Annotated in this window: 16 protein-coding genes and 1 pseudogene; 8 read left to right on the forward strand and 9 right to left on the reverse strand. The window is 66.9% G+C overall.

The window, feature by feature from the left end:
* Positions 1–200: 200 nt before the first annotated feature.
* Together AArcCO_RS02480 and AArcCO_RS02485 are read left to right on the forward strand one after the other, a co-directional pair.
* Entirely contained in the window at positions 201–1,973 is a 1,773-nt protein-coding gene (locus tag AArcCO_RS02480; protein ID WP_259534836.1) for a 2-oxoacid:acceptor oxidoreductase subunit alpha, read from the forward strand.
* On the forward strand, positions 1,970–2,833 hold the full coding sequence (locus tag AArcCO_RS02485) for a 2-oxoacid:ferredoxin oxidoreductase subunit beta (protein WP_259534837.1): 864 nt from the start codon (positions 1,970–1,972) through the stop codon (positions 2,831–2,833). The genes AArcCO_RS02480 and AArcCO_RS02485 overlap by 4 nt, the downstream gene beginning before the upstream one ends.
* Positions 2,834–3,040: 207 nt before the next feature.
* Here AArcCO_RS02485 and AArcCO_RS15940 read toward each other — a convergent pair.
* Positions 3,041–3,292, reverse strand: a pseudogene (locus tag AArcCO_RS15940) (PIN domain nuclease); the annotation flags it as partial.
* Positions 3,293–3,436: 144 nt separating this feature from the next.
* Here AArcCO_RS15940 and AArcCO_RS02490 point away from each other — a divergent pair.
* From AArcCO_RS02490 to AArcCO_RS02500, 3 genes are read left to right on the forward strand one after another with little or no spacing between them, the layout of a single operon-like run.
* The gene (locus tag AArcCO_RS02490) at positions 3,437–3,982 is read left to right on the forward strand and encodes a DUF7342 family protein (protein ID WP_259534838.1); all 546 of its coding nucleotides are present in this window, start codon (positions 3,437–3,439) and stop codon (positions 3,980–3,982) included.
* A gap of 3 nt (positions 3,983–3,985) precedes the next feature.
* Entirely contained in the window at positions 3,986–4,495 is a 510-nt protein-coding gene (locus tag AArcCO_RS02495; protein WP_259534839.1) for a hypothetical protein, read from the forward strand.
* A gap of 54 nt (positions 4,496–4,549) precedes the next feature.
* Complete coding sequence (locus AArcCO_RS02500) at positions 4,550–5,848, forward strand: MBL fold metallo-hydrolase (protein ID WP_259534840.1); 1,299 nt, start codon at positions 4,550–4,552, stop codon at positions 5,846–5,848.
* Here the strand turns inward: AArcCO_RS02500 and AArcCO_RS02505 are convergent.
* The 4 genes from AArcCO_RS02505 to AArcCO_RS02520 all read right to left on the reverse strand — a co-directional run bounded on the left by AArcCO_RS02505 (position 5,845) and on the right by AArcCO_RS02520 (position 10,976).
* On the reverse strand, positions 5,845–6,384 hold the full coding sequence (locus tag AArcCO_RS02505; RefSeq protein WP_259534841.1) for an HIT family protein: 540 nt from the start codon (positions 6,382–6,384) through the stop codon (positions 5,845–5,847). The genes AArcCO_RS02500 and AArcCO_RS02505 overlap by 4 nt on opposite strands.
* A gap of 66 nt (positions 6,385–6,450) precedes the next feature.
* On the reverse strand, positions 6,451–8,208 hold the full coding sequence (locus AArcCO_RS02510) for a type II secretion system F family protein (RefSeq protein WP_259534842.1): 1,758 nt from the start codon (positions 8,206–8,208) through the stop codon (positions 6,451–6,453).
* Entirely contained in the window at positions 8,205–10,160 is a 1,956-nt protein-coding gene (locus AArcCO_RS02515) for an ATPase, T2SS/T4P/T4SS family (protein WP_259534843.1), read from the reverse strand. The genes AArcCO_RS02510 and AArcCO_RS02515 overlap by 4 nt, the downstream gene beginning before the upstream one ends.
* Positions 10,161–10,265: 105 nt before the next feature.
* Positions 10,266–10,976, reverse strand: coding sequence for a class I SAM-dependent methyltransferase (locus AArcCO_RS02520; protein WP_259534844.1), 711 nt, complete (start codon positions 10,974–10,976; stop codon positions 10,266–10,268).
* 288 nt (positions 10,977–11,264) lie between these two features.
* On the opposite strand from AArcCO_RS02520, the gene AArcCO_RS02525 reads away from it, so the two are divergent.
* Entirely contained in the window at positions 11,265–11,537 is a 273-nt protein-coding gene (locus tag AArcCO_RS02525; RefSeq protein ID WP_119817294.1) for a winged helix-turn-helix transcriptional regulator, read from the forward strand.
* Positions 11,538–11,622: 85 nt separating this feature from the next.
* Complete coding sequence (locus AArcCO_RS02530) at positions 11,623–12,534, forward strand: glycosyltransferase family 2 protein (protein ID WP_259534845.1); 912 nt, start codon at positions 11,623–11,625, stop codon at positions 12,532–12,534.
* Positions 12,535–12,564: 30 nt separating this feature from the next.
* On the opposite strand, the gene AArcCO_RS02535 is transcribed toward AArcCO_RS02530, so the two are convergent.
* The 3 genes from AArcCO_RS02535 to AArcCO_RS02545 form a co-directional block, all read right to left on the reverse strand.
* Complete coding sequence (locus tag AArcCO_RS02535; protein ID WP_259534846.1) at positions 12,565–13,164, reverse strand: NUDIX hydrolase; 600 nt, start codon at positions 13,162–13,164, stop codon at positions 12,565–12,567.
* A 93-nt stretch (positions 13,165–13,257) separates the two neighbouring features.
* Positions 13,258–13,719 (reverse strand): DUF7109 family protein, encoded by a 462-nt coding sequence (locus AArcCO_RS02540; protein ID WP_345780896.1) that lies wholly within the window; start codon positions 13,717–13,719, stop codon positions 13,258–13,260.
* Positions 13,720–13,871: 152 nt separating this feature from the next.
* On the reverse strand, positions 13,872–15,026 hold the full coding sequence (locus tag AArcCO_RS02545; protein ID WP_259534848.1) for an MFS transporter: 1,155 nt from the start codon (positions 15,024–15,026) through the stop codon (positions 13,872–13,874).
* An 89-nt stretch (positions 15,027–15,115) separates the two neighbouring features.
* Here AArcCO_RS02545 and AArcCO_RS02550 point away from each other — a divergent pair, with 89 nt between their 5' ends.
* Positions 15,116–15,286: an HVO_0758 family zinc finger protein gene (locus tag AArcCO_RS02550; RefSeq protein WP_259534849.1), complete on the forward strand. Its 171-nt coding sequence runs from the start codon at positions 15,116–15,118 to the stop codon at positions 15,284–15,286.
* 41 nt (positions 15,287–15,327) lie between these two features.
* Here the strand turns inward: AArcCO_RS02550 and AArcCO_RS02555 are convergent, their stop codons facing one another.
* Entirely contained in the window at positions 15,328–16,437 is a 1,110-nt protein-coding gene (locus AArcCO_RS02555; protein WP_259534850.1) for a glycosyltransferase family protein, read from the reverse strand.
* Between the last annotated feature and the right edge of the window lie 47 nt (positions 16,438–16,484).

Below are 16,484 nucleotides of genomic sequence, written 5' to 3' on the forward strand. Positions count from 1 at the left end.
CTCCTCGCTTTTGGCCTGCCCCTCGCTCGAACACGCGGGTCTCTCGAAATGAGTTTACAAACACAACCGAAAACCGTATCTATAATGGTTTTTATACTCGAAGAGACGATGTATTTCAGAAAAATCGAACGATTGTAAACTTCCTCGGCGTCATCCCAGTCAGAAGGCTTTTGATCGCTCCGAGGAAACCCCCGCCTTGTATGCCCGCGGACTTCAACTGGGCCATCGGCGGGGAAGCCGGCGATGGCATCGACTCGACCGGGAAGATCTTCGCACAGGCGCTCTCCCGGGCCGGTCGACACGTCTTCACCTCCAAGGACTTCGCGTCGCGTATCCGGGGCGGATACACGGCGTACAAGGTCAGGACGTCGGTCGACCAGGTGCAAAGCGTCGTCGACAGGCTCGACGTCCTCATCGCGCTCACTCCCCGAACCGTCGAGGAGAACCGCGAGGAACTTCACGACGAGTCCGTCGTGATCTACGACGGCTCTCGGACCACGATGCAGGGGCTGGATCTCCCCGAGGGTGTCGTCGGCCTCGACGTGCCGCTCAACGAGCTGGCCGAGGAGGCCGGCGGCGCGATCATGCGAAACGTCGTCGCCCTGGGTGCCGCCTGCGAGGTGAGCGGCTTCCCCATCGAGAACCTCGACTCGGCGCTGCAAAAGCGGTTCGGCGACAAGGGGACTGCGATCGTCGAGAACAACGAACGGGCCGCCCGGCTCGGCCGCGAATACGTCGCCGAGGAGTTCGACCACGAGTTCGACTACGAACTGGAGACGACCGACGCCGACTACGTTCTCCTCAACGGCGACGAGGCGATCGGCATGGGCGCGATCGCGGCCGGTTGCCGGTTTTACGCCGGCTATCCGATCACCCCTGCGACGGCCGTGATGGAGTATCTCACCGGTCGGATCGAGAAGTACGGCGGGCACGTGGTGCAGGCGGAGGACGAACTGGCGGCGATCAACCTGGCGCTGGGGGCCGCCCGCGCAGGCGCCCGATCGATGACGGCGACCTCCGGCCCGGGGATCGACCTGATGGCCGAGACGTTCGGCCTGGTTGCCACCTCCGAGACGCCGCTGGTGATCGCCAACGTGATGCGGTCGGGTCCCTCGACGGGAATGCCGACGAAACAGGAGCAGGGCGACCTGAACATGATGCTGTACGGGGGCCACGGCGAGGTGCCGCGGTTCGTCCTCGCGCCCACCACAGTTTCTGAGTGTTTCTGGAAGACGGTCGAGGCGTTCAACCTCGCCGAGAAGTACCAGCTCCCCGTCTATCTGGCTGCGGATCTCTCGCTTGCGGTCACCGAGCAGACGTTCCCGCCGGAGGCGTTCGACATGGACGAGGTGGAGATCGACCGCGGGTTCGTCGTCGACGAGGAGACGATCGACGACCACCGCACCGAGGGCGGGAAGTTCAAACCACACGAGATCACCGACGACGGGATCAGCCCGCGGGCGTTCCCGGGAACCGACGGCGGCGCACACATGTCCACGGGCCTGGAACACGACGAACTGGGTCGCCGCACCGAGGACACCGAGATGCGGAAAAAGCAGGTCGAAAAACGCAACCGGAAGGTCGAAACCGCAATCGAGCGCGAGGAGTTCGGCTACCGGGAGTTCGGCGACCCCGACGCCGACTCACTCGTGATCACGTGGGGGTCGACGGAGGGTGCACTCGTCGAGGCGCTTTCGTTCCTCGAAGAGGAGGGTATCGACGCGCGGGTGATCTCGGTGCCGTACATCTTCCCCCGTCCGGACCTCTCGGAGCCGGTCGAGGCGGCAGAGACGACGATCGTCGTCGAGTGCAACGAGCGCGGGCAGTTCGCGAACCTGGTGGAACACGACGTGCTCGAACGGGTCGAGCGGATCAACAAGTACGACGGCGTCCAGTTCAAGGCGGACGAACTCGCGGGCACGATCATGGACGTCCTCGAGGAATCAGCGGAGAAAGCGGAGGTGTCACAATGAGCTCAGACGTTCGATTCACCGACTTCAAGTCGGACAAACAGCCCACCTGGTGTCCCGGCTGCGGCGACTTCGGGACGATGAACGGCATGATGAAGGCATTGGCGAACACCGGGAACGATCCGGACAACACGTTCGTCGTCGCCGGCATCGGCTGTTCGGGCAAGATCGGTACCTACATGCACAGCTACTCGCTCCACGGCGTCCACGGCCGGGCGCTCCCGGTCGGGGCGGGCGTGAAGATCGCCAACCCCGACCTCGAGGTGATGGTCGCCGGCGGCGACGGCGACGGCTACTCGATCGGGGTAGGCCATTTCATCCACAACGTCCGCCGGAACGTCGACATGACCTACGTCGTGATGGACAACCGGATCTACGGGCTCACGAAGGGGCAGGCGTCGCCGACCTCGCGGGCGGACTTCGAGACGTCGACGACGCCGGAGGGCCCCCAGCAGTCGCCGGTGAATCCCCTGGCGCTGGCGCTTGCGGCCGGCGGGACGTTCATCGCCCAGTCGTTCTCCTCGGACGCGATGCGACACGCCGAGATCGTCCAGGAGGCGATCGAGCACGACGGCTTCGGCTTCGTCAACGTGTTCTCGCCGTGTGTCACCTTCAACGACGTCGACACCTACGATTACTTCCGGGATAACCTGGTCGACCTGGCGGACACCGATCACGACCCGACCGACGAGGACGAGGCGAAACGGAAGATCCTCGACAGCTCCAGGGAGTACCAGGGCGTGCTCTACCGGGATCCCGGGGCGAAGACCTACGAGGAGTCGAAGGGGCTCGACGAGCCGATGACAGAGATCCCAGACGGCGCCCCCGAGGACGCGATGGACCTGGTTCGGGAGTTTTACTGAACCACGACCGTTTTCTGCCTCGGGTGCGCTCCCTTCGGTCGCGCACCACTCGTTGAAAAAGCTCGAGCAAAAAGGCCGGCGGCGAACGCAGTGAGCCGCCGGTACAACGTCTCGAAAACACCGCGCCTCCCTTCGATCGGCGTCGGTACTCAGTCTTTGCGGAGTGATCCGTCCTCGATCGGGATTCGTCCGTCTGGTGAGATCGTGCTGGTCCATGTAGTCGGCTGCCTGGAACAGCACCGTCTCGTCTTCCGGGATCGACGCTATCTCGAGGGCGTAACTGAGCGCCGTCATCCGATCGAACTCGAACCGGTCGGAGATCAGCAGTAGCTCGAAAAGTGTGGCCCGCGAGGTGTATATTCGCCCCTCGTTCTCGACTGCGATCTCGGCGGCATTCTCCTGGAGCCAATCGTCGTCTTTCACCAACGCGATGAAGAGATCGGTGTCAGCGTAAATCATCGGCGTCCGATTCGGTGACGTCGTTGACTGCATCCGCGTACGCAGCCTCGCGTGCCTCCCGTTTTATATAAATGGATCACTATATTTTGAATAGAAACAAATTATAAGAGAGCCATCGTCGTACACCAATACAGGAGCTACATCATGGACTCGTGGACTGAGCGACTCAGTACCAGGGAACGCGTGCGAAAAATCGCGCTCTCGCTCACGCGACCCCGGTCAGTCAACTGGATCAAGAACGAAGCCGACGTCGCGTCGTGGGACACCACGAAGGACGAACTCGAGCGGCTCGTCGAGTACGGGCAGATCAAACGTGTCGAAGACGACAGCGGGAACGAGACGCGATACCGATACGGTCCCAACTATCGACGGCGCTATCTCGACCGCGTGGAAGAACTCGCGGCCGAACACACCAAAGACGAACTGCGGAACGAATTCGCAGAGATCCAAGAGCAGATCGAAGCGTGGCAGGACACCTACGGCGTGAACTCCCTGAGCGAACTGGGGGAGTCCGTGACTGACGCGGATCTGTCGAGCGACGAGATTCGGGAGCGAAACGCAGTCATCCGCCGATGGAAGCGTTCCCGGGAGACGAAACGTCTCGTCGATCACGCGCTCTCCCTGTACGACGATCTCGAAAGCGTCACCGATCCCGAAACCGACCCTCGGCCGGGCGAGGCGGCACAGTAATCGATGGCGTCGCTGTTCGTCTTTCTCGCTCACCGGAGTCTACTCGATCAGCACACCGCTCACGGCGAGATCCAAACGTGGCTACGCAACCAGGGCGGGTGTCGGGACGTCCGGTACGCGCCGAGTTCTATCCGGCGACACGAGGTCTGCGCGACGGTCGACCCCGAAATTCTGCTGGGAGAGCCGTATCCTTCGGAGACGGCCGACCTTCGTGTGGAGTTCGAGTTTCCGGACGACGCCGGGTACGATTACTACGAGATTCAGTGGGTCGACGGGGAGCGGAACTACTCGTTCGGGTGGCACCAGGACGAAACGCACCCGGACCTCGGGAAGTGTCACTTCCAGCTCGACCATCGTGACGAAACAGTCGCTCGAAACCCGGCCGTGTTCCACGACAGCCATCCGGTGAACGTCCTCGAGCAACGGCTCTCGCTCGTGCCGTCGATTCTCGAGTTGGTGACCTGGAAAAACGATCGGCCGGCCCTCTCTCGGTGGCCGCCTGAGGAGATGTGATCGAAGCGAGACGATTCGACGTTGTCATACGGCACGAACGACTACCAGTCGCTAATGGAGCTGCGATTTCTCGGCGGCGCCCGCGAGGTCGGCCGGAGCGCCGTCCTCGTAAACGACGCGCTCCTTTTGGATTTCGGCATGCTAGCGGACAACCCGCCCCGGTTTCCTGTCGAGACACCGGAGCCGGACGCCGTCGTCGTCTCCCACGGTCACCTCGATCACGTCGGCGCGATCCCGTCGCTCCTCTCCGGGAGGTCGCGGTCGCCGATCCACTGGACGCCGCCGACGTACGAACTGGCCTTGACGCTCGCCCGGGACACCCTGAAGCTCCACGGCGTCTCCGCGAGCGGAGCGAGGGGAGGCTCGAAGCGTCGAAGACGATTCGGCGGGACAGTGCAGTGTCCGTTCACCGAAACCGACGTCAAACGGATGACGGAGGTCTCTCGAACGCACGGCTACGGGGAGTCGTTCGAGGCGGCCGGCCACCGGGTCACCTTCTTCAACGCCGGCCACATCCCCGGCAGCGCGCACGTCCTCGTCGACGACGGCGACACCCGTTTACTGTACACCGGTGACTTCCACACCGACGACCAGCGTCTCGTCGCGGGCACCACCGCCCGGCCCGACGCCGACGTCGTCATCTGTGAAAGCACATACAGCGACGTCGAACACGACGACAGGTCAGCCGTCGAAGAGCGGTTCGCCGAGAGCGTGCAGACGACCCTCTGGGAGGGCGGGACCGTGATCGTCCCGGCGTTCGCGATCGGACGCACCCAGGAGATGATGCTGATCTGCGACGCGTACGACATCCCCTGTTACGTCGACGGAATGGGCACGGAGGTGACCGAGATGTTTCGCCGCCATCCCGAGTTCCTGCGCGACCCCGAAGCGCTTCGCCGGGCGAAGTCACACGCCCGCTTTGTCACCGGCCGGGACGGCCAGCGGAAACGTATCACCGAACAGAAAGCGGCGATCATCACCACGAGCGGGATGCTCTCGGGCGGCCCGGCGATGACGTACATCCCGGAGATCCGGTCGAACCCCGTGAACAAGATCACGATGACTGGCTACCAGGTCGAGGGGACCCCCGGCCGCGAACTGCTCGAGACCGGCACCGCAGCGATCGACGGCCGGGTGATGCCCGTCGCCGCGCAGGTGGAGGGATACGACTTCTCGGCGCACGCCGACCGGTCGGGGCTGGTGTCGTTTCTCGACTCCTACCGGGACGCCACCGTGCTCGTGAACCACGGCGACCGGTGTGAACGGTTCGCCGCGGAACTGTCGGCGGACGGCTACGACGCGAGCGCGCCGACGATCGGGGACGTCCGCCTGGTGTCGGCAGGGCGGAGTTAAACGGACAGGCGGACGGCCTCGTCCCGGTCGGTCACCGTTGCGTCTTCGAGTTCGCCGAAGGCGTCGTGGAGTCGGTCGTACGTCTCCGCGAGCCCCTCGACGATCACCTTCGTCTCCCCGATCACGGCCATGAAGTTTGTGTCGCCGCGAAACCGCGGCACGACGTGCGTGTGGACGTGGTCGTCGATCGACCCCCCAGCGGCGTCGCCGCCGAGGTTCATCCCGGCGTTGAACCCAGCCGGATCGAACGCCCGCCGCATCGCCTCGAAGGTTGCTGCCTTCAGCCGGGCGTGATCCAGCATGACCGACGACGACAGCTCGCCGTACTGGCCCTCGTGTGCGTACGGGATGACCATCACGTGCCCCGGGTTGTACGGGTAGTTGTTGAGCAGTACGAACGCGTGCTCGCTGCGGGCGACGATCCGGGACTCTCGGTCGGCGTCGCGTTCGGGGAGCACGCAGAACGGACAGCCCTCGATGGGATCTTCCTCGCGCTCGATCCACTCGATCCGCCACGGGGCGAACAGCTGATCCATACCGGCGCTTCGGCGGGCGGGCTCTTGGGCGTTTGGAGGTCGGGTCGTCGCCGTGGGGGAGGTCACTCACAAGACCGCCGCGGCGGCGAGAAACGACGCGACGTACACCACAGCGGCGATCGGGAGCGCGCGCCCGACACGGTAGCCGATGCTCGCGGGGTCGAGGCCGCGGTCGATCCCGGTAGCGAGTGCAGTGAGCAACGCGGCGAGCAGCAGCACGTACGCACCGATCACGAGCCCGAGGTCGGCGGTCGCGAACGCGGCCTCCCTCGCGGCTGCTTCCCCCTGTGTGGGAGCACCGCCGACTGTTCCCGTCCCGGCGGACGATCCCGATCCCCCACCTGCGACGTCGACAGCCCGGATCCGGTCGGAGAGCGCGACGGTCGCACCTCCGACGAGCGGTCCGAACACCGTCGCGGTGTTCGAGAGGGTTCCGGTCACGTCCGAGAGCCGTCCACGTGCCTCGGTTTCGATCCGATCGAGTTCCTCCAGGTGGGTCGCCAGATCCAGAATTACGTCCCCTGCCGGACGGCCGATCCGGGCGGCGACGCCAAGCAGTGCGGCCGCCCGACGGAACCGGGGACTGGGCACCGTCGCGAGCGCGCCATCTCTCGCCAGAAACGCCGTCCGAACGTCGACACGGAACGTCTTCCCGTACGCGACGGCGTCCTGGAACACCTCGCCTGTCGGTCCGGTTGCGTCCGCGGCCGCGTGCTCGAGTGCCGTCTCGACGGCGTCGCCCTCGGCGACCCGCTGTCCGATCCGCACCAGCGCGTCGGGCAGTCCGTCTTCGAGTTCGCGAACCCGCCTCCGGACCGATTCGACCGGGCGGAACCACGACAGGAGACCGCTTCCGACGCCGACGCCGACCGCCGCGATCGGTCGCGTCCAGCCGGGTGCGACGGCGCCGGCGACCAGCCACGCCGCCGTCGCACACCCTCCGGCGACCGCGACCGTCCGGGGAAGCGTCCCGGATGCGTCCGGGTGTGCGCTCCTCACCGGCGGCGGCGGAAACGCGACCGGACGACGCGCCAGGAGCCATGCCCCGGCAGCCACAAGCCCCGTGGGGAGGACGACGCCGTACGCGAGGGCGACGGCCGGCAGCGACACCGGAACGCCCGCCGCCGGTGCGGCCGGCAACACTCCTACAAGCGCAAGCGGGAGCAGGACCCCGAACGCGTAGATCGCCGTGACTGGACTCCGGAGTCCGGCAGCGTAGGCCGCCAGCTCCTCCCTGGTACCGTCGACGACCGCCTCCAGCGCCCGATCGAGCGCGCGTTCGCGTCGCCTCTCGGGCACCGTCGTCGCGGTCGCGAGCTGGGCGGCGGCCCGGTCGAGCGCGGGAAAGTACGGCCGCCAGTCGGCGGCGAACGCGGCGAGCCCCGACTCCGGACCGCCCCGGGAGCGGCGGACGTGCGCCTCGAGGGCACGAAAGAGCCGCCCGTCGTCGATTCGTACTGCAAACCGGACCGCCCGTTCCATCGACGGATCGAGCCGCACTCGAAGGACGAGCAGGCCGACCAGGGCGGTCGCGTCTCCGAGCGATCGGGTCCGACGGACGCGCGCGAGCCACCGGGGACCGTACTCGACTGCCGTCGACGCCAGCAGTCCCGCTGCTGACCCGCACAGGACTCCCGGAACGATCCCGAAGAACGCGAGCGTTGCCGCGCCGACGCCGACGCCGAACAGCACACCGGCGTAGTGTCCGGCACGAACGACGGTTTCCGGCGAGAGATCGCTCTCGAGGAAAGAAAGTCCACGCCGGAGCGGTTCGTGTTGCCCGCCGTTTTCGGTTTCCTGTCGGCTGCTATCGCGCGGGCTCACGGAGCCTGCCTCCCGGGATCGAGATCGGACGGCCGGTGGCGATCGGTCTCGGCCAGGCGTTCGAGGCGGTCGGATCGGCGCTGGACTGTGTCCCTGACGTCGGCGTAGCTCTCCCCCGACCGGGCGAGCGCGGACAGCAGGTGACTGTTCCCCCGGTCGCAGACTCCCGTCGACGAGTCGGCGTCAGCCCCCTCGAACAGCGGGACGCTCCGAACGTCGCCACCGCCGCCCCGGATCTCCTCGATGGCGGAGAGACGATACTCGCCATCCAGCGTGACGACGGCGTCGGTCGCCCCAAACGAGGACGCCGAGACGCCCAGGTCCGAGACCACCCGCTCGCGGACCGCCTCGGCGCCGTCGCCGTGGATGGTTCCGAGGATCGCCTCCCGCTGGGCGCCCACCCGCATCGCCTCGTACAGCGCCGCCGCCTCGGTTCCACGAACCTCGCCGACGACGAGCGCCCCGTCGCCGAGTCGGAGTGCGGTCCGAACCGCCTTCGTGGGGGAGATCCCGCCGCCGTGCTCTCCGAAAGCTGCCTCCTCCTGTGCGGTTCCGCCCTGGTCGGTGTGGAGCCGTTGGACGTCCCGGCCTCCCGACTGGAGCCGGTCGACGGGTAGTTCGGGCGTGTCCTCGACGACGAGCGTCCGAACTTCGGGCGAGAGCTCCCACAGCAGTGCCCCCAGAAGCGTCGTCTTCCCGCAGCCGCGACCGCCGGCGACGAGCAGCGCCGCGCCGCGTTGGACCGCCACCGACAACAGTCCCGCCGCCCGCGGGGGAAGCGTCCCGGCGTCGATCAACCGCGGGAGCGTCCAGGGCGTCCGATCGCGGCGCCGGAATGCAAACGCCAGCCCGTCGGTGACCGGTGCCGTCGTTGCAGCGACTCGAACTGGGTCACCGCCGATATCTAGGCTCGCGTCCAGCGTGGGGTCCGCCCGGGAGAAGCCGCGGCCGCTCTCCCGACGCAGCCTTGACGCCAGCGTGGCAGCCGCAGTCGGGGGGAACCGGACGTTCGTGACGAACCGCCGGCCGTCACGGAGGAGCCGAACCGGGTTCTCCTCGACGGGTGCAGAGACGAACGCGTCGGTCACGTCCGGGTCCGCAAACAGGTCCTCGAACACGCCGTTCCCGTGGGTGTGCTTTCGGAGGATCGTGGCGAGCCGTTCTACGGGAACGGTCGAGAGGCCGTTCTCGTCGTCCGGTTGCTCCGTCGCGGCGACCGCCGCGGCCACCGCACGATCCGCCGAGCGGTTGTCGTTTCCCCGTGACGAGCCTCGGAGCCGATTGCGGGCCACAACCAGCGTTTCGGCGTGCTTCCGGTCGAGCCGCAGCGACGGCGGTGTGAGACGATACAGGGGCGGCGCGTCAGGTCGGCCGTACGTCCGGACGACGGCACCGGTCTCGAGTTCTATTCGCTGCCGGAGCGTCGCCGCCGGTGGTGCGCGATCCTCGATCCGGGCCCGTGCGATCGGCACCCCGTCCGCCGACCGAAGCACCTCCTCGTACCCCTCGACGTCGGCTGCGACCTCCGCGAGCCCGGTTTCGGCCGCGATCCGGCTCACGGGTCCGGCCCGACCGGTCGCCTCCCTGACGGCGTCCAGCGGATCGGTCGCGGCCAGTCCGGCGAGTCGATCGTCGTGGTGGCCGACGCGTTCGTGAAACCTGCCCGCAGCGAGCAACAGCGCGTTCGCGCCGGGGCGGTAGCGACGCGTTCTCCCGCGGGTGCGGGTGACGACGACGTCGGCGTCCCGCCGGGAGAGCGCCCGAATGACCCGGGCTCGACACGCCGGGGACTGCTGGAGGTTGCCGTCGCCGGCACACGCTGTCGCGTCCACCTGCAGCTCGGTCAGCTCCCGGAGGCCGGTTCCGCTCGGCTCTTCGAACGTGGTTTCACAGCGACAGCCGTCGGCTACGTCGTCGTCGCGACCTCCGGGGAGCCGATCGAGCAGCGACATACGGCGCCTGGCTCGTGTTCGTATTTAAAAATCCTGCTCGGGATGGCTCCCGGGCGGGAAAACGACGGGGAGGAAGGGCGGTTCCGAGAGACTGCCCGGTACTGTTCACTCGACGACGCGTGCGTCCCAGTAGGAGACCGACGCGACGGCGTCGCCCAGCGGCGTTTTCCCCACGGCCTCGTCGACCGCGCGGAAGGGTTTCGCGACCGAACCCGGCAGGCTCCGGTAGAACCCGTACGGCAACACGAAGTCGTGGGATTCGTGAGCGAGTTCGAGCCCCGCGTCCGCGAGGAGACTCCGGACGTCCCGTTTCGAGTAGAGCCGCGATCCCATCGGCAGCGCCCAGTTGTACAGCACACGTGTGCTGGGTCGTCGGAAGGTATCGAAGAACACCTGCTCGCGTGCGACCCGCTTGAGCTCCCGGAGGAACGTCACTGGCGTGTCCGCCAGGTGGAAAAAGCGCATGGCGAAGACGGCGTCGAAGTGATCGTCGGGAAACGGCAGCCGCCCGGCGTCGCCGAGCATGAACGAGACGTTCTCCGAGACGCCGGCGGTGGCGGCCTTCTCCCGTCCCTGCGAGAGCATCGCCGAGGAGATGTCGAGTCCGACGACGTCGGCGCCCTGGTCGGCGAGCATGACCGTGAACCGTCCGGTTCCGCAGGCGACCTCCAGTACTTCCCGGCCCTCGACGGGCCCCAGCGCCGAGAGAACCGCCTGCTTTTCGCGGCGATCGATCAGGCGGCCGCCGCCGGAGAACCGCTTGTCGTCGTACTCCTGGGCGACGTCCTCCGCCTGGTACCACTCCTGTCCTTTCACGGGGGAACCTGTACGCCCGGGGACTAAAATCGTACTGATGACGATCGACGGGGTCACCCATCCCGTCTACCCACGTATATTTGCCACAAAACATAATTGTTTTACACACCCGTCTATAACGGTTTATCACGTAGTTCGGTTCGTCTTCGTTCGCATCCTCCGGTCGGGCCGCCGTCCGATACCGGCCTCGAATAGCTGTAACTCCACCTTATATCTCCTTATATAATCCGTATCCGTTTTCCCAATATGTAGCCAACCTTTACCACGGCAGATCAACTCGGGGGCTGTATGAGCACTAGTCCGGCAGAAATCAACGACCACGAAACGCTGACCGACACCGAATTCAGGGATCGCCTCCGGGAGCTTCCGCCGAGCGCGAAGCTCGTCGCGAAAGTACTGGAGGGGGACTCGCCGCTCTCGCAGGGGCAGCTCGCCGAGGAGTCGCTGTTGCCCGACCGGACGGTCCGGTACGCCCTCAACCGCCTCGAGGACGAGGGACTCGTCGATTCCCGGTACAGCTTCAAAGACGCCCGCAAACAGGTGTACTTCCTGACGAACTGACTGCGCCGGCTCCCGGCGACACGCACGGTTGCGGCGTTCGGACGGAGATCCGCCCTTTTAAGTCAGTACCGGCGTTTCGACGTGTATGGAGCTTTCGGTGGTCGTGCCCACCCTCAACGGGCGCGATCGGCTGGCGGCGTGTCTGGACGCGCTGGCGGCACACGCGCCGGACGCCGAGGTGATCGTCGCCAACGGGCCGTCGGCCGACGGGACTACGGGGATGGTTCGCGACCGTGACGACGTCGACGTCCTCGTGGAGATCTCCGACCGCTCGGTGAACGTCGCTCGCAATGCGGGGATCGAAGTGGCGCGCGGGGACGCCGTCGCCCTGGTCGACTTCGACCGTCGGGTGACGGACGGCTGGTTGGAGGCAGCCCTGGAGGGACTCGAGTCGGCACCGGTCGTCACCGGCCCGTCGCTTCCGGTCGCCGGCGAGGGGCGGACGCTCGAGGAACCTGAACACCGTCGGATAGCCGGCCGGGAGGTCCGTTACTTCACGAGCGGGAACGTCGCGTTCCGACGCGGTGTCCTCGAAGAACTGGACGGGTTCGACGAGTATCTGAGCGTCGGCGGCGCCCGCGACGCCGCCCACAGGCTGGCCGGCCTCGAGTACGGGGTCGTCTGGGACGAACGACTGTCGGTGGGTCACGAGCCGCTGGCCGAGGAGGGACACGATTGGCGGGAGAAGTACCGCGCGCTCGGCTACCGGCTCGCGAAGAACTACGGGCTCCGGCCGGGGGTTCCACGCACTCTCGTCGGACAGGCGCTGTGTGACGCGCGGTCGACCCTCGAGGACGTGGTCCGGGGCGAGGGGGCTCCCACCGCGTGGGTCGGGAACGGGTGGCGGGTCGTAACCGGTGCGGTCGACGGCGCCACTGACGGGCTCGTCGCCCGGGCCCGGGACCGATCGCCGACGCGGAACCCTCGCGGGATCTCGGTCCGCCGCGATCGTGCGGTCGCGCTGTACGATCGGCGCGATGGACGCGTCGAATCGTAGTCTCGCCATCGGTTGACGCTGGTTCCGGATTCAAACGGGATACTCGGCGTCCTCGTCGACGACGTGGTCCGGCTCGGGCGGAACGTTCCAGTCGGTCGTCAACTCGAGGAACTGCACCAGCATTCGAGCGGTGGCCCCCCAGACCGTGTACCCGTTCACGTGGAAAAAGTGGAGACAGACGTCGCCGTGGCGCGGATGTTCCCTGCGCTGTGACTCGTAGTTTCCGCGATCGGTGAGCCCCGCGACGGGAAGCGGGGCGATCTCGGCGACCTCGTATTCGTCGGGGTAGTACTCCCTGTCGGGGATCCTGGCGACGAACGGCCGGACGGCGTAGCCGCTCACCGTCTCGATGTCGTCGAGCCGGCCGACGACGGTCGGCTCCTCCGGCCGGAGGCCGATCTCCTCGCCGGCCTCCCGCAGGGCGGTCGCCCGAAGGCTCCCGTCGACGGGTTCGCGTCCGCCGCCGGGAAAGCTCATCTGGCCGGGATGCTCGCCGAGGTGTTCCGCCCGTTTGGTAAACAGGAGCCACGGCTCCCTGTCCCGACAGAACACCGGAACGAGAACGGCGGCCTCCCGTGCCGTCCCGTCGACTTCGACGGGCTCGTGACGGCTCACCTCCGCCAGATCCATACCCTCAGTTTGCGCCGGAATACAATAGCTCTGTGGGGCGTTCTCGTCCGGCGAAAGCCGACTGACACCGAACAGAGACCGAATCTCTGTCGGTCACTCCAGGGCGCGTTCGATGTCTGCGCGGACGTCGTCCGTGTCGACCCCGGCCCAGACGTCCACGTCGAAGCAGACGTCGAGCAGCGTTTCGAGCCGGTCGTCGTCGCCGTCGGCGGCTGCACGGGCGGCGTCCCGCCGGAGTCGCTCCTCGACTGCAGTGGCGACCGCTTCTCGGTCGATCGCTCGGTTCCCATCGATCTCGAGGATGTGTGGGAGGTCGGCGGCGCCGTCCGGGAGTCGCGGGAAGGCCGTCGGCCCGACTGCGAGACGCGACAGGCGGCGGTGTGGGTCCTGGTCGGCGCCGTTCGTCTGCTCGCGTTCGACAGAGACGAGGGCGAACTCCGAGATGGCGTCGTCTATCGCTCGCTCGACCGCGTCGCGGTCGATCGACTCCCCCCGCTTGAACGCGAGTTCGGCTGCTGCGTCCGCGAGTTCCTCCCGTCCCAGAACGGTGAACATGTCGACGACCCCCGCGAGGGCGTCCGGCTCGAGAAACGCCCGGTCGGCGTCGGTCGGTGCGCTGTCGTTGCTCACGTCCGGGCGGACGGCTGCCGCTGCCAAAACTGGTGCGGTCGCGAAAAGTGAAGATCGCCTCCGTCGCTTCAGCAGGTTCAGGGGAGTCGTCCGGCGCTTTCGAGCGCCGTCAGAACGATCAGGATCACCAGAAGCGCCGAGAGGAACCCACCGAAGACGGCGTCGTAGGTGAACCCTCGTTCCACGAGTGCGCCGACGACGGAGGCGCCGCCGGCCTGGGCCAGCATCATCGACGCCGAGTAGAACGCGTACGCGCTCGCCCGGGTGGCGTCCGGCAGCGTGTCGAGCAGATACGTGTCCATCGCGGGGAAAAGCGAGTGTATCACGAAGCCGACGACTGCGGAGACGGCGATGACGACGAACAGTCCGGACGTCATCGTCAACGCGAAGACGCTGACGAGAAACGCGGCGATGATACCCAGGATGTACGGCACGTGCGGCAGCCGATCGGCGAGCCGCCCGCTCACGAGGAACGCCGGAACGCCCGCGGCGAAAAGCACTGTGAGGAGGTTTCGCGCGACGGACTCCGGCAACCCCTTCGCGAGCATGTACTGCTCGTAGAAGTTGAACACGCCCTGCCAGACGAACCCGACCGTGCCCAGCATCGCGACGCCGGTGACGATGATCCGCCACTCCTGGCGGGCGGCACCGAAGAAGTCGCGATCCTTCGTTCCCGCTTCGGGGAGTTCGGTCCGCCGGGCGACCAGAAAGATCAGCGTCGTGATCGCCGCGGCGGCGATCCCCGTACCGTAGAAGACGAGCCGCCAGTCGTACACGACCGCGACGGAGACGATCGGTGCCGCGAGCACGGCGGCGAGTTGGCTCGCCATCCCGTGGATCCCCAGCACTCGTCCGACCCGATCGGGGAACAGCTCGGAGACGAACGGGTTCGCCGAGACGAAGTACGCGCCAGACGCCAGCCCCATCGCGAACGCACCGGCCATCAGTGCGGGGACGCTCGCGGCGCTCGCGATGAAAAACGACGCCGCCGTGAGCACCGTCCCCGCTCCCAGCACCACGTAGTGACGCGGCACCTTCGTCAGGAGGTAGCCGGTCGGGAGCCGGGGCGAGGCGCTGCCGACCCACGCCAGGGTGACGACGAGACCGATGGTGCCCTCCCTGACGCTGAAGACGTCCATGAACTCCCCGACCAGCGGCGCGAAGACGATCCGCGCGAAGTTGACGAGGAACACCAGGCCGCACAGCGTCCCGAACAGTCGAACGCGTGACACACCTGTCGTACCGTGCCGGTGGCTACAAACCTGTTGAATCCCGACAACCGAACAGGGTATTTAACAGCCCCGGCGTCGAAGCCCCCCACATGAAGTCGACGCGCAAAGGGCTCCGGGACGGGGAACTGTTCAAGGACAACTACGAACGGCTCAAGTGTGCAGACTGCGAGGAGGTGCTGGATCGGCGGGACGATCCCGACGAGCTGTTCGACGTCAGGACCTGTTCGGAGTGCGGGCGGGCCTGGAAGGACATTCGCTGAGCGCTCCGGTCCCCGACCGTCTCCCGTTTTCTCCGCCGTTTTCAGTCCGTCTCGGGTTCCGGATCCGTCCGGATCGTCCCGGTCGCCGCGTCGACGACGGCCGACGGCGACAGCGTCGTGTCCGTCCACGCCGGCAGGCGCGTGTCAGATCCCGGCGGACTGATGCTGTCGGCGTACGTTCGGCTCTGCTCGCGTTCGGCGTCGCGGTCGTACGATAGCCCGTTGAACCCGGCGTCGGCAGCGTACTGCTCGACGAGGCGATCGGCCGCATCGCGGTATGCCGACGCAAGCGTGGCGTAGTCGACGTCGACGCCGTGGTCCTCCAGGGTGCGAAACAGCGCCGTGCCCACCTCGCCTGCCATCGTCGACAGCCCGCGATCCCCGGTCACCGGATGGTGGTCGTGTCTGTGAAACCCCAGATCGACCTGAGCGCTGTGGCGCGTGCCGGCCGCGTCGAACACCTCGCCGAGCAGCCCGATTTCGAGTCCCCAGCGACGCTGGAGTCGCACCCGCCGGGCCAGGTCGGCGGTGAGGGCGACCTCGCCGGCGAGCGGATACCGGAACGCAGCGAGATATCGGACGAACGGGTGGTGGTGTCGCGTCTCGAGTGCCCTGATAAGGGGAGAGACGAACAGTCGGGTCAACCGTCCGTACAGCCGACCGTCCTCGACGCGTGCGTAGTAGCCTTTCGCGAACGCGTACCCTATCGAGAGCGGGAACAGAAGCCGGGGGACGTGTTCCCGGGTGTACGTCGTCGCGTCGGCGTCGTGGAGTACGACGTATTCGGCCCGGGAGGCCGCGACGCCGAGTCCGAGCCACACGTCCCGCCCCTTCCCGTGCTCCCCGTCGACACCGTGCTCTGCGAGCGTGGACTCGAGGGCGTCGGCGCCACACCACAGCACCGTCACCGACAGGTCGAACGACCGGACCCACGTCCGGAACCGCTCGACGACGCCGCCCGGCGCCCGCAACGGAACCACGACCTCGGCGGGGTCGATCGCCGACAGGGCCGCGAAGACGTGTTCGGGGGTCACCGACTCGATCCGGTCGCCGGCGATCGGGACGACGACGGCGGACTCTGCCACCGGCGCGTCGGGCGTCGAATCGGCGAGATCGTGCAGGGTTGTGACCCGTTCCTGTGTGTAGTCCATCAGTCGGTTCCTGCTCCCGGTTCTTCGAGTGCCGTGTTCGGATGCGT

Source organism: Halalkaliarchaeum sp. AArc-CO (assembly GCF_024972735.1).
Taxonomy (GTDB): Archaea; Halobacteriota; Halobacteria; order Halobacteriales; family Haloferacaceae; genus Halalkaliarchaeum.